13 protein-coding genes are annotated in these 12677 nt (G+C 65.5%); 8 read left to right on the plus strand and 5 right to left on the minus strand.

The features are described 5' to 3' along the window. Positions 1-31: 31 nt before the first annotated feature. The 3 genes from H7841_03040 to H7841_03050 all read right to left on the minus strand — a co-directional run bounded on the left by H7841_03040 (position 32) and on the right by H7841_03050 (position 3222). Positions 32-421, minus strand: a complete 390-nt coding sequence (locus H7841_03040; protein ID MEO5335857.1) for a DUF302 domain-containing protein — start codon at positions 419-421, stop codon at positions 32-34. A 379-nt stretch (positions 422-800) separates the two neighbouring features. Next, a complete protein-coding gene (locus tag H7841_03045; GenBank protein MEO5335858.1) occupies positions 801-2420 on the minus strand; it encodes an ATP-binding protein in 1620 nt (539 codons plus the stop codon). A 4-nt stretch (positions 2421-2424) separates the two neighbouring features. Then, on the minus strand, positions 2425-3222 hold the full coding sequence (locus tag H7841_03050) for a substrate-binding domain-containing protein (protein ID MEO5335859.1): 798 nt from the start codon (positions 3220-3222) through the stop codon (positions 2425-2427). Positions 3223-3709: 487 nt separating this feature from the next. Here H7841_03050 and H7841_03055 point away from each other — a divergent pair, with 487 nt between their 5' ends. Next, entirely contained in the window at positions 3710-4084 is a 375-nt protein-coding gene (locus tag H7841_03055) for a hemerythrin family protein (protein MEO5335860.1), read from the plus strand. A gap of 41 nt (positions 4085-4125) precedes the next feature. On the opposite strand, the gene xth is transcribed toward H7841_03055, so the two are convergent. Then, on the minus strand, positions 4126-4917 hold the full coding sequence (gene xth / locus H7841_03060) for an exodeoxyribonuclease III (protein ID MEO5335861.1): 792 nt from the start codon (positions 4915-4917) through the stop codon (positions 4126-4128). A gap of 38 nt (positions 4918-4955) precedes the next feature. On the opposite strand from xth, the gene H7841_03065 reads away from it, so the two are divergent. The 6 genes from H7841_03065 to arsJ all read left to right on the plus strand — a co-directional run bounded on the left by H7841_03065 (position 4956) and on the right by arsJ (position 10330). Further along, positions 4956-5621, plus strand: a complete 666-nt coding sequence (locus tag H7841_03065; protein MEO5335862.1) for a hypothetical protein — start codon at positions 4956-4958, stop codon at positions 5619-5621. Between the two features lie 4 nt (positions 5622-5625). Then, positions 5626-6273 (plus strand): hypothetical protein, encoded by a 648-nt coding sequence (locus tag H7841_03070; GenBank protein ID MEO5335863.1) that lies wholly within the window; start codon positions 5626-5628, stop codon positions 6271-6273. A gap of 105 nt (positions 6274-6378) precedes the next feature. Further along, positions 6379-6876: an arsenate reductase ArsC gene (locus H7841_03075; protein ID MEO5335864.1), complete on the plus strand. Its 498-nt coding sequence runs from the start codon at positions 6379-6381 to the stop codon at positions 6874-6876. Positions 6877-7039: 163 nt separating this feature from the next. Further along, positions 7040-8089, plus strand: a complete 1050-nt coding sequence (arsB, locus tag H7841_03080) for an ACR3 family arsenite efflux transporter (protein MEO5335865.1) — start codon at positions 7040-7042, stop codon at positions 8087-8089. After that, entirely contained in the window at positions 8086-9093 is a 1008-nt protein-coding gene (locus tag H7841_03085) for an ArsJ-associated glyceraldehyde-3-phosphate dehydrogenase (protein ID MEO5335866.1), read from the plus strand. Before arsB ends, H7841_03085 begins: the two co-directional genes overlap by 4 nt. A gap of 10 nt (positions 9094-9103) precedes the next feature. Next, the gene (arsJ, locus tag H7841_03090; protein MEO5335867.1) at positions 9104-10330 is read left to right on the plus strand and encodes an organoarsenical effux MFS transporter ArsJ; all 1227 of its coding nucleotides are present in this window, start codon (positions 9104-9106) and stop codon (positions 10328-10330) included. A 225-nt stretch (positions 10331-10555) separates the two neighbouring features. Here arsJ and ubiG read toward each other — a convergent pair whose 3' ends face one another. Further along, the gene (ubiG, locus tag H7841_03095) at positions 10556-11326 is read right to left on the minus strand and encodes a bifunctional 2-polyprenyl-6-hydroxyphenol methylase/3-demethylubiquinol 3-O-methyltransferase UbiG (protein MEO5335868.1); all 771 of its coding nucleotides are present in this window, start codon (positions 11324-11326) and stop codon (positions 10556-10558) included. Between the two features lie 119 nt (positions 11327-11445). Here ubiG and H7841_03100 point away from each other — a divergent pair, with 119 nt between their 5' ends. Then, positions 11446-12675 carry an aspartate kinase gene (locus H7841_03100; GenBank protein MEO5335869.1) on the plus strand — a complete coding sequence of 410 codons (1230 nt, stop codon included), beginning with the start codon at positions 11446-11448 and terminating at the stop codon, positions 12673-12675. The last annotated feature ends 2 nt before the right edge of the window (positions 12676-12677 follow it).

Genomic DNA, 12677 nt, shown 5'->3' on the forward strand with positions numbered 1-12677 from the left:
CAGGCCCTCGCCTGCCAAGCGCCTTCTTCGGTCACCGAAGGCCTTCGATCACCTGCTTGAGCAGATCGCTCACCTCGCCGGCCACCGCGCCCAGTTCGGCATTCTGTACCGCCGCCATGGACGCGATCGGATTGACCGCCGAAACCTCGACGACCCCGTCCTTGTCCTGGAGGATGACATTGCAGGGCATCATGGTGCCGATCTTGTCTTCGCGACTGAGTGCCTGATGGGCGAAACGCGGGTTGCAGGCACCCAGGATGACATAGGGCCGAAAGTCGACGTCGATCTTTTCCTTCATGGTTTTCTTGACGTCGATGGTCGTCAACACGCCGAACCCCTTTTCTTTCAGAGCCGCCGTCACCTTCTCGATGGCCTGGTCGAAAGGGACGCCCTCCAGCGTGGTGGTGAAGTGGTAGGACATGGTTCCGGTCTCCCCGATGATTTTTCCAGCGCCACCCTAGAGCAATTCCGGCCTTGACGGAATTGCTCATCGCGCCGCCCGGAGGGCGGGCGGCCAAGGGCAATGACAAGAGCCGATTCCGTCATTCCCGGATCGGCTCCAGCACGGATGCCGGCTCGGAAAAACCGCGGCGGCGGCTCCTCTCGGAACCGCCGCCGGGTGTCGGGGGCCATCGTCGACGAACCGCCGCGCTCCCGGTCCGCCGAACTTCCCAACCTTGTCGCGATCCATGTTCGCCGCCCACGGAAGCGGAAGACTCCTTGGTCGTCATGCACGGGCCCAGTCTACCTCAGTGCGACTGCGATTTAATATCACATGCGCGCGAGGTCTCTCTCGATCGTCAGGCCGGAAGAGACTCGCGGACTTCGCTCGCCGGCCGGGCGGAATCGAGGGCCGCCGGCAGGGAGAAAAAGAAGGTGCTGCCCTTTCCCCGCTCCGACTCGACCCAAATGCGGCCGCCATGGGCCTCGACGATCCGCTTGCAGACCGCCAGCCCGATGCCGGTCCCGTCGTATTCGTCGCGGGTATGCAGGCGCTGGAAGATGACGAAGATGCGGTCGAAATATTCGGGCGCGATGCCGATGCCGTTGTCCCTCACGGAGAAGATCCAGAAGTCGCCATCCCGCCGCGCGGCCACATGGACTTCGGGGGGGCGTTCGCCACGGAACTTGATGCCGTTGCCGATCAGGTTCTGGAACAGGCGGAAAAGCTGCTTGTCGTTCGCCATCACCGTCGGCAAGGGCGCGTGGGTGACGACGGCCAGGTTCTCCACGATCAGCCGGGCCATGGACTCCATCACCGTGGCGAGGACATCCTCGGCGACGGTCGGCTGGCGCACTTCCGCCTGGGCCTGTACCCGCGAAACTTCCAGCAGATCCTTGATCAGCATCGACATGCGGCGCGCGCCATCGGTGGCGAAGTCGACGAATTCGATCCCTTCCGTCCCCAACTGCGGGGCGTACCGCTTCTTCAGGATCTGCGTGTAGAACGTGACGGTACGTAAAGGTTCCTGCAGGTCGTGCGAGGCAATGTAGGCGAAGCGCTGCAACTCGGCATTGGACCGTTCCAATTCCGCAGCTTTGCAAGCCAGGGCGTGGGCCGCCTTGGCCCGCTCGCTCACGTCGCGGACGGCGACCACCTGCCCGGTGGCCTTTTCGTCTTCCATGACGTCCGCCACCACGTATTCGACGGCCAGTTCCGAGCCGTCGGGGCGCAGCATGGTGGCGTCGCGCACCCGGCCACCGTTCTTGCAGGCGCCTTCCTTGAGGTGGAAGACCCGCTCCAGGGGCAGACCGAGGGCCTCCGTCCGGTCCCATTGCAGAAGCCGGGCGCCGGCCGGATTGAGATAGCCGATGATTTCGTTCCGGTCGATGACCACCACGCCTTCGCCGACGCAGTTCAGGATGACTTCGGCGCGGGCACGTTCCCGCGCCAGGGCGGCGGCGGTCCGGCCCAAGACTCGGAGCGGAATCAGCCGCAAGGGAAAGAATACTATCAATCCCAGGATCAACCCCACCACCGCCACCTTCGCCGTGCGGATGGACAACTGGCGGAAGGACTGCGCGACCTCCAGCCGCCCCACCTCGACGCCGAAGTCATGTACCGGGCGGACGAATCCAACCGCCGGCCAGGGCAGATCCCTTCCCGCCGAGGCGACTGTCACTCCGCCTCCATCCAGGAGTCGGAGGAAATGCATCTCTCCCTCGGCACTTTCCCATTCGGCATGCACCGACTGCAGCAGGGCTGCGAATCGCGCCTCTTCGAGGCGCCAGGTATCGGGCACCTCGGCGATCTTGGCGTTGACCGCGCGCACGACGCCGTCGGACTGGGCCTCGAATTGCCCGAGATCATGTTGATAGCCGGAAAGAAAGTAGGCGGCGGGCATGCCGGCGGCCATCAGAACCGCCAGGATGCCGGTCGCCCAGGCAAGGGAGACCTCCAAGGCATGGCGTGCATCCATGGCCCTACTCCCCTTCCTTCAAGGTGACCCAGAAACCGGCGTCCCGGAGCACCTGTCGCCCCAGCCCCGACTTCAGGAAATCGACGAAGGCGACTGCCGCCTGACCGGGACGCGCCGGCAGAATCAGATGGAAAGTCTTGACGTAGGGATAGCTGCCGTCCATCGCCGCCCGCAAGCTGGGCGCCACTCCCTCGAGCGCCAGGGCCCGCAGCGGCCTGTTCTCGCCGCGGATGATCGCGAGCGTGGTCGGGCCCAAGGCGCCGGGAACGCGTGCTATCAGGTCGGCGGCTTCCTGGTCGGTGGCGGCGATGGCCATGCCGGGCCGTTCGAACGCGGATTCGACCGCCGCCGTCATGGCCGGAGACAGGGTCTTCAACTGACCGGTGTCCGAATCGTTCGCCGGGCGCAGGATGACCCGTACCCGGCCGCCCCCTGGCCAAACCGTGGCCCGGCCCGCGTAGAAATCCGCCAACTGCCCAAGCGTCAGACCCGATGGCGTCTCGCGGGCCGTCGCCAGGACGAAGGGGCTGCGGCCCAATTCCCGCTGGACCGCACCCTGGGCCTTTTCCGCCTCCTTCAAGGGGCGGGAACTGATGCCCAACCCGATTTCGCCGCGGATCACCCCGAGGATGGCGCCCGTGCTGCCCACGGAAGGGCGCACGACCTCGATCGCATGGGTCCCCTGGTCTTCCCGAAAGGCAACGGCAAGCCAGTCCAGCGCGCCCAAGGCCGCGCCGGTCGCCCCGATCCTCACCGTTTCCGCCTGTGCCGCCACCGGCCAACAAGCGATTACGAAAGCCAACAGCCACCCTTCGCCCCGACGATGCAGGACGGTCGATAAGATTGAGCCCGCCACAGTTTCCCCTTCCCTCATTTTTTTGAAGAACCCGAACGGCGCATGGGATGTTATGCCATTTCGACGGCATTGAAAACCATGCGTGTCAGATTTCGTTGAATTTGCACGCAATTACTATCAAAAATTTAATCTCATTTATAAGAATTTCGGTTTGGGGGAACGGCCAAACATGAGACCGGCCCCTTGCGGGGCCGGTCGGATCCGGGCCGTGGGCCTTTCGGAGCTGCTCGGGAAACGGGGCCCTTGATCCAAGCTCATCCTGACACACCCCGCTCCGCCGTTCCGTGACGGTCGACACGACCGGTTCCCTTTCTCGCCTCGCGAGTCATCGGAAACTGGATTCTTCGCCCTTCGATGTGTATCGTTGGCGGCGACGCGAGGACTGGAGGAACGGCCCATGAGGGGTGGCGATCTATATTCCCGAAGCCCCGTCTTGACGGGTATTCCCGAAGTGGACGACGATCACGCGCAGTTGGACCATCTCTTTCGGGGGGTGGAAAAGGCGATTTTCGTCGAATCGCCCCAGGCGGGTATCCTGGCCCTCTACGATCAGATCGTCGAGGCCATCGCCCGGCATTTCGGACGCGAGGAAGATCTCCTGGCCGACGTCGACAGCTTCCGGATCGAGGAACATCGGGAAGTCCACCGCTCCCTCCTCGCCAAAGCCCGGGCCATCCGGGACGAGCTGGCGGCCACCACGGGCCAGCGGTCCCTGAAGGCCCTGTTCGACATCGAGGACGACCTTTACCGGCACACGGTCTCCCATGACCTGCAAGCGGCCCTCAGGTGCGCCTGCCAGGGAGCCTAGAGCCGATCCAGGCCCTCCGGGCGGAGCGATGAGCAATGCCGTCAAAGGCCGGAATTGCTCTCGTCGCGCAGCACGCACCAGACCGGCGTATGGTCCGAAGCCTTCTCGAGAGCCCGTGGCCTGCGGTCGATTCCCGCGGTTTCCAGACGGTCGGCGGCCTGCGGGGACAACAGAAGGTGATCGATGCGCAGCCCCTCGTCGCGAGCGAATGCCCCGGCCCGGTAGTCCCACCAGCTATGCCGCCCCGCCTCCGGATGCAGGACGCGGAAGGCGTCGATCAGTCCCAGGTGCAAAAGCCGGCGGTAGGCCGCCCGGCTTTCCTGCCGGCAGAGCGCGTCGTTGGCCCAAACGATGGGATCATGGACATCCCGGTCTTCAGGCGCCACGTTCCAGTCGGCGCCCAACACCAACGGCACCTCCTCCTCCAGCAGACCGGCCACATGGACTTTCAGCCGCTCCAGCCAACCCAGCTTGTAGGCGAACTTGTCGGTGCCCACCGGGTTGCCGTTGGGAACATAGAGCGAGGCCACCCGCAGGCCACTCGTCTCCACTTCCAGGTAGCGGGCCTGTTCGTCGGTCTCGTCACCCGGCAGGCGATCGCGCAGAACCCGCAAGGGATGGCGCGACAAGACGGCGACGCCATTGTAGGTCCTCTGCCCCGCCACCGCTGCCCGAAAGCCCAGGGATTCCATCTCCAGGAAAGGGAAGCCGTCGGCTTCGCACTTGATCTCCTGCAGCAGGAGCACATCCGGCGCGGCCTCCCGCAGCCAGTCCAGCAGGATGGGCAGGCGGGCCCTTACCGAATTGACGTTCCATGTGGCGATGCGAATCATGGCTCCTTCCCTAGCACATGCGCTATGATCGGACCACGATGAAGCGGCTGTTCGCGACGTTCCTGTTGGCAGTTGCCGTGGCGCCCCCCGCCGGGGCGGCGGGGACTGGGTACTGTCCTCCTTTCCTGCCCGGCCCGCCGCACGTCGAGTTCGAAGCCAACATCCCCGTCCAGCCGGCGTTCGACCATCGCCTGAGCCGAGCCGAGATCGAATCCCGCACCAGCCACGGCATGGGCCAGGGCTGGCGGGCCGGCGGCCTGACCACGGTCGCTTACGAGACCCTGGTGGCTGTCCGGGTCCAGACCCTCGGCCTGCCCGACGGCAGCCGTTGCGTCCAGGTAACGGGGGCGAACGGCCGGCTGGACGTGCGCGACCTGACGGTCCATGTGGCGCGTGAGCACCGCCCCGGCACCTGTCCCTTCGCCGCCATCCGGGAGCACGAGATGGAGCACGCGGCCATCGCCCGCCAAACCTTCCTGCACCATCTTCCGGCCTTGCGCGCGCGCCTGGAAGAGGAGGCGCGCGGCCTGCCGCCGATACGAACGGCCCAACCCGACGAGGCCGTCCAGGCAGCGGTCGACCGCCTGCTCGCCGCCTTGGCCCCGACCCTGAAAATCATGGAAACCGAAATGACCCTCGCCCATGCGGGGATCGATACGCCCGAGAGCTATCAGGCGCTCGGCCGCCGTTGCGCGATCTGGTGAGACGATGAGAATTCTTTTCCCTCTGCTCGCCGCGATCCTGGCCCCCGTCACGGCCCAAGCCGCCTGCGGCCCGGCCGCGGCGCCTCCGACGGTCGCCTTCAAGAGCAGCTTCCCCGCCCAGCCGGTTTTCTACGATGCCTACAGCCGCGCCGACCTGGCCCGCTTCACCACCCGCAAGGCCACGCCCGGCCGGGTTATCAACGGCTTGACCAAGGGCAGCTACGCCTACAAGGTGACCGGCGAAGCCCTGGTCAGGCCCGACGGCAACGGTTTCTGCGCCTACCTCAGCAAGGTCGACGTCACTTTGGAGTTCAAGGACCTGACCATCTTCGTCGCCAAGGAGAACCCGCGCAACGGGTGCGAATACAAGGTAACCCTGACTCACGAGATGCAGCATGTGCAGCTCTACCGGCAGTCCTTCGACAAGCACGCCCCCCTGGCCAAGGCGCTGGCGGAACAACTAGCCCGCAGCCAGGCGCCGGTCTGGATGACCGAAAGGAACGCGGCATCCCAGGCCACGATCAAGCAGCTTTCCGCCAGCTTGGCGCAGCGCTTCAAGGCGATGCAGGAGGACGCCGACCGCTCCAACGGCGCCATCGACACCGAACAGAGCTACCGCTACCTGGACAGCCTCTGCCCGAAGAAGAAGTGAGGCGCCTGAGGGTGAATGTCACGGAACGGTCATCTCGTTGTCACGATATGCGACTACACAGAAATTGTTCCACGCTTCCAAAACAGTCGAAGCCGGAGGAAACCGATGGCCGATCGCATCTTCAATACCCTGTTCCTCTGCACTGGCAATTCGGCACGCAGCATCATGGCGGAATGCATCCTCAACCGTTTGGGAGTGGGCAAGTTCCGCGCCTTCAGTGCCGGCAGCCAACCGGCGGGCACGGTCAATCCGCAGACCCTGGAATTGCTGAAGCGCCTCAACTATCCGGTGGGCGAGTTGCGGTCCAAGAGTTGGGAGGAATTCTCCCGCCCTGGGGCTCCCGAACTCGATTTCGTCTTCACCGTCTGCGACAAGGCCGCCAACGAGGTCTGCCCCGTCTGGCCGGGGCAGCCGATGACCGCCCATTGGGGCGTCCCCGATCCCGTCGCCGCAACAGGCAACGCGGCGGAAGTCGGCCTTGCCTTCGCCGAAACCCACCGCATGTTGAACACCCGGCTTTCGATCTTCGTCAGCCTGCCCGTGGCCTCGCTGGACCGCCTGAGCCTCCAGAAGCGGCTGGACGAAATAGGCCATGCGCGATGATTGCCGGAACACCTATTTTTTGATAAATGTAGAAATGTAGAAATAATTTCGTCGCCACCGGCTTGGTGCGGGCTTGGCGGGGGCCCTCACATCTTCCATTCCGGCGATCTTGGGGGCATCCGGCCGCGGAATTCCGTAAGACTTGACGAAGGAAGCCCATTTCATGTCCGCCCGAGCGCCCCTTGGATATTTCGAGCGCTACCTGACCCTCTGGGTGGCGCTCTGCATCGCCGCCGGCATCGGGCTCGGCCATGTCTGGCCCCAGCCCTTCCAGGCCATTGGCCGGATGGAGGTGGCACGGGTCAACCTGCCGGTGGCGGTGCTGATCTGGCTGATGATCGTCCCCATGCTGCTCCGGATCGACTTCCGCGCCCTGCACCAGGTTAAGGAGCACTGGCGCGGCATCGGCGTCACCCTGTTCGTCAATTGGGCGGTAAAGCCCTTTTCCATGGCGCTGCTGGGCTGGCTGTTCATTCGCGGCCTCTTCGCCCCGCTGCTGCCCGCCGACCAGATCGATTCCTACATCGGCGGGCTGATCATCCTGGCGGCGGCGCCGTGCACCGCCATGGTCTTCGTCTGGAGCAGCCTGTCGGACGGCGAGCCCCATTTCACGTTGAGCCAGGTGGCGCTCAACGACAGCATCATGATCTTCGCCTTCGCGCCCATCGTCGGGCTGCTGCTCGGCCTGTCGTCCATCGTCGTGCCCTGGGAAACGCTCTTGATCTCCGTGGTCCTGTTCATCGTCGTGCCGGTCGCCATCGCCCAGGTTTGGCGGTCGCGGCTGCTGGCCCAGGATGGCGAGGCGGCACTGGCCCGCATCCTGGCGATCTTGCAGCCCCTCTCCCCAGCCGCCCTTTTGGCCACCCTGGTGCTGCTGTTCGGCTTCCAGGGGGAGCGCATTCTGGCCGAGCCCCTGGTCATCGCGCTGCTGGCGGTGCCGATCCTGATCCAGGTCTATTTCAACTCCGGCCTCGCCTACCTGCTGAACCGGCATCTGGGCGTCGCCCATTGCGTCGCCGGGCCGTCGGCCCTGATCGGCGCCAGCAACTTCTTCGAACTGGCGGTCGCCACCGCCATCGGCCTGTTCGGCTTCGAGTCCGGAGCGGCGCTGGCCACCGTGGTCGGCGTGCTGGTCGAGGTGCCGGTGATGCTGTCGGTGGTGAAAGTCGTCAATTCCACCAAGGCATGGTACGAGAGGAGAGCTTCCGCATGACCGTCCGCATCGGCATCAACGGCTACGGCCGCATGGGGCGTTTGGCGCTACGCGCCGCCTGGGAGCGTCCCGGCATCGAGATCGTCCATATCAACGAGGTCAAGGGCGGGCCGGAATGCGCCGCCCACTTGACCGAGTTCGACACCGTGCACGGCCGCTGGGACCGGTCCTGCCGGGCCGAAGGCGGAAGCCTGGTCGTCGATGGCCGCCGAATCGGCTTCAGCGAACACGCCTCGCCCAAGGACATCCCTTGGGCGGACCTGGGCGTCGATCTGGTGATCGAGGGTTCCGGAAAGTTCCGCACGCCCGCCACCCTCAAGCCCCACTTCGACAACGGCGCCCGCAAGGTGATCGTCGCCGCCCCGGTCAAGGAGGAGGCGCTCAACGTCGTCTTCGGCATCAATGACCATCTCTACGATCCGGCGCGCCACCATCTTCTGACCGCCGCCTCCTGCACCACCAACTGCCTGGCCCCGGTGGTCAAGGTGGTGCACGAAGCCCTGGGCATCCTGCGCGGCACCATCACCACCATCCACGACGTCACCAATACCCAGGTGGTGGTGGATGCCCCCCACAAGGACCTGCGCCGCGCCCGTTCGGCGCTCAACGCCCTGATCCCGACCAGCACCGGTTCGGCCACCGCGATCACCCTGATCTATCCGGAACTCAAGGGGAAGCTGAACGGCCATGCGGTGCGGGTGCCGCTGCTCAACGCCTCCCTCACCGACTGCGTGTTCGAGGTGGGGCGCCCCACCTCGGCCGAGGAACTCAACGGCCTGTTCAAGGCGGCGGCCGAGGGACCGCTCAAAGGCATCCTCGGGTTCGAGGAACGCCCGCTGGTCTCCACCGACTTCGTCAACGATCCCCGGTCCTCCATCGTCGATGGCCCCTCGACCATGGTGGTGGATGGCCGCATGGTGAAAATCTACACCTGGTACGACAACGAATGGGGCTACGTGAACCGGATGATCGACTTGGCCCGCAAGGTGGCCGCCACGATGTAGAGGGGCCCCCATGGCCGACATCCGCAACTACGCCGCCGTCACCGCCGCCTACTGGGCCTTCACGCTCACCGACGGCGCGCTGCGCATGCTGGTGCTGCTGCATTTCCACCGGCTGGGCTACACGCCGCTGGACCTCTCCATCCTGTTCCTGCTCTACGAGGCCATGGGGGTGGTCACCAACCTGGTGGGCGGCTGGATCGGCGCCCGCTTCGGGCTGCGCGTCACCCTGTTCGCCGGACTGGCGATCCAGGTCGCCGCCCTGCTCATGCTGTCCGCCCTCGACCCGGAGTGGGCGCTCGCGTTTTCGGTCGCCTACGTGATGGCGGCCCAGGCTTTGAGCGGCGTCGCCAAGGACCTCACCAAGATGAGTTCCAAGAGCGCGGTCAAGCTGGTGGTAAAGAAGGAAGGCCAGGGCCTGCTGTTCAAGTGGGTGGCCCTGCTCACCGGCTCGAAGAACGCGCTGAAGGGCTTGGGCTTCCTGCTGGGCGGTATCCTGCTGGAGGGGCTGGGCTTCCGGGAATCCCTCTGGGCGATGGCGGCCGCGCTGGTCGTGGTGCTGGGCCTGGCCGTCATGACGGTACGGGCCGACCTGGGCAAGGCCAAGCAGGTTTCCCGGCGCGACGTCTTTTCCAAGAGCCGGGAGATAAACCTGCTGTCGGCGGCGCGGGTCTTCCTGTTCGCTTCCCGCGACGTCTGGTTCGTGGTCGGACTGCCGATCTTCCTGGCCGACCGACTTGGCTGGAGATTCGATGAGGTAGGCGGATTCATGGCCGCCTGGATCGTCGGCTACGGAATGGTCCAGGCCGCGGCACCGCGCCTGCTGGGCAAGACCCGCGACGCCGCAAGCGGCGCAAGGGCGGCGCGCTTCTGGGGCTTCGTGCTGGCCCTGCTGCCCGCCGCCATCGCCCTGGGGCTGGGAACGCCCTTCGCCGCGCCGGCCCTGATCGGCGGCCTGCTGGTCTTCGGCATCGTCTTCGCCATCAACTCGTCGGTGCATTCCTATCTCATCGTGGCCTACTCGGACCACGACAAGGTGGCGCTCAACGTCGGCTTCTACTACATGGCGAACGCCATCGGGCGTCTGGGGGGAACCTTCTTGTCGGGATTGACCTACCAGATGGCGGGGCTGGAAGCCTGCCTCTGGACGTCGGCCGCCATGGTCGTCCTGGCCGCTGCCCTTGCCGGTTTGCTAACCGCGACCCGGCCAAGCCCCTCCGGAAATTTCGGGGGCGGCTGACATCGGTTTCCCCGATGCGATTGTTTCGCTTGTAGATGAACTGCATCATTGAGTCAAATACGATAAGGACTCTACATGCGAGCTAACGCCTGGATTTTAAAGACAAAACCATATGTTGTCTGGTCATGGCGGGACGCAGACAATCCATTGTGGCGGAAATGGAACGGGCCTTGCGGCCTCGGCCGGGCGCGCAGGGCTTCGCTTCGCCTTGCCGGGATCGAAGGTTCAGCCCTTGGTCGCCAGGACCAGATAGTTGACGTCCAGGTCGGCCGTCAGGTACCAGGCGCCGGCCAGGGGGTTGTAGCCCATGCCCTTGAGGTCGATGACATCCAGGCCCTGGCGGGCGAGGGCGGCGGCCAGTTCGGAGGGCCGGAGGAACTTGTTCCAGTCGTGGGTGCCGGCGGGCAGCCAGCGCAGGATGTATTCCGCCGCCACCTTGGCCAGGGCGAAGGCCTTCAGCGTCCGGTTGACCGTGGACAGCACCATGACGCCACCCGGCCGCACCAAGCGGGCGCAGGCTTGCAGCAGGGCGTCGACGTCGGGGACGTGTTCCACCACCTCCATCACCAGCACCGCGTCGTAGAGCTTGCCCTCGACCGCCAGTTCCTCCGGCAGGCCCTGGCGGTAGTCGATGGCGAGGCCTTCGCCTTCGGCATGGATGCGGGCCACCTGGACGTTGGCTTCCCCGGCGTCGATGCCCACCACCTTCGCGCCCAGGCGGGACAAGGGCTCGGACAGCAACCCGCCGCCGCAGCCCACGTCCAGCACCGCCAGTCCCTCGAAGGGCCGCCCGGCCCCCAGGCTCTTGCCGAAATGGCGGGCCAGGTGGGTGCGGATGAAGTCGACGCGCGGCGGATTGAGGTCGTGCAGGGGCCGGAACTTGCCGTGGGGGTCCCACCATTCCTCCGCCATGGCGGTGAAGCGGGCGACCTCATCGGCCGAGGCCGTGCCCGGCACTTCCGGGGCCTTCTTCTTGGTGCGGCGGGCGGCGGCCATATGGTCGTCTCCTTCCCTTGCCAGGCAAAAGCGTTGCGAGTATGTATACCCGCCCGCCGCCCGGCCACAAGCATCGAACGGCCGCCGGCGGTCAGACGTTTGCGAGGGGAGGACCGACAATGGCCCGCATCGTGATGAAATTCGGCGGCACCTCGGTGGCCAACACCGTGCGCATCAAGGCCGTGGCCCAGCGCGTCAAGCGCGAGGTGGACGCCGGCAACGAGGTGGCGGTGGTGGTTTCGGCCATGGCCGGGGTGACCAACCAGCTCGTCGCCTACGTCGACGAGATTGCGACGCTCTACGACGCCCGCGAGTACGACGCCGTCGTCGCTTCGGGCGAACAGGTGACCTCGGGGCTTCTGGCCCTGGCGCTCCAGGCCTTGGGCGTGGAGGCCCGGTCCTGGCAGGGCTGGCAGGTCCCCATCCATACCGATCCCACCCACGGCAAGGCGCGCATCGAGGCCATCCCGGCCGACGGCATGGCGGCCCGCATGGCCAAGGGCGAGGTGGCGGTCGTCGCCGGTTTCCAGGGTGTCGCCCCGGAAGGGCGCATCGCCACCCTGGGGCGGGGCGGTTCGGACACCTCGGCGGTGGCGGTGGCCGCCGCCATCGATGCCGACCGCTGCGACATCTATACCGACGTGGACGGCGTCTACACCGCCGATCCGCGCATCGTTTCCAAGGCCAGGAAGCTCGACAAGATCACTTACGAGGAAATGCTGGAAATGGCCTCCGTGGGGGCCAAGGTCCTGCAGACCCGGTCGGTCGAGATGGCCATGAAGCACAAGGTCCGGGTGCAGGTGCTGTCCTCGCTGGTGGACGCGCCGGGCACCCTTGTCGTCGATGAAAGCGAGATCAAGGACATGGAACAGGCACTGGTCAGCGGCATCGTCTACGACCGCAACGAAGCGAAGATCACCCTCCGGCAAGTGGCCGACCGGCCCGGCGTCGCCGCCGCCATCTTCGGGCCTTTGGCCGACGCGGCGATCAACGTGGACATGATCGTCCAGAACATCTCGCCGGACCACAAGACCACCGACCTTACCTTCACCGTGGGCAAGACCGACCTGGAACGGGCGGTCAAGACCCTGGAAGCCCGGAAGGACGACCTGAAGTACGCCGAGATCATCTCGGATTCCAACGTGGTCAAGATCTCGGTGGTGGGCGTCGGCATGCGCAGCCATGCCGGGGTGGCGCAGAAGATGTTCTCGACGCTGGCCGAGAAGGGCATCAACATCCAGGTCATCTCGACATCGGAGATCAAGGTCAGCGTGCTGATCGACGAGGAATACAGCGAACTCGCCCAGCGCGCCTTGCATCACGTCTACGGCCTCGACAAGACGGACTGAAC

The organism is Magnetospirillum sp. WYHS-4, from assembly GCA_039908345.1.
GTDB lineage: Bacteria > Pseudomonadota > Alphaproteobacteria > Rhodospirillales > GLO-3 > JAMOBD01.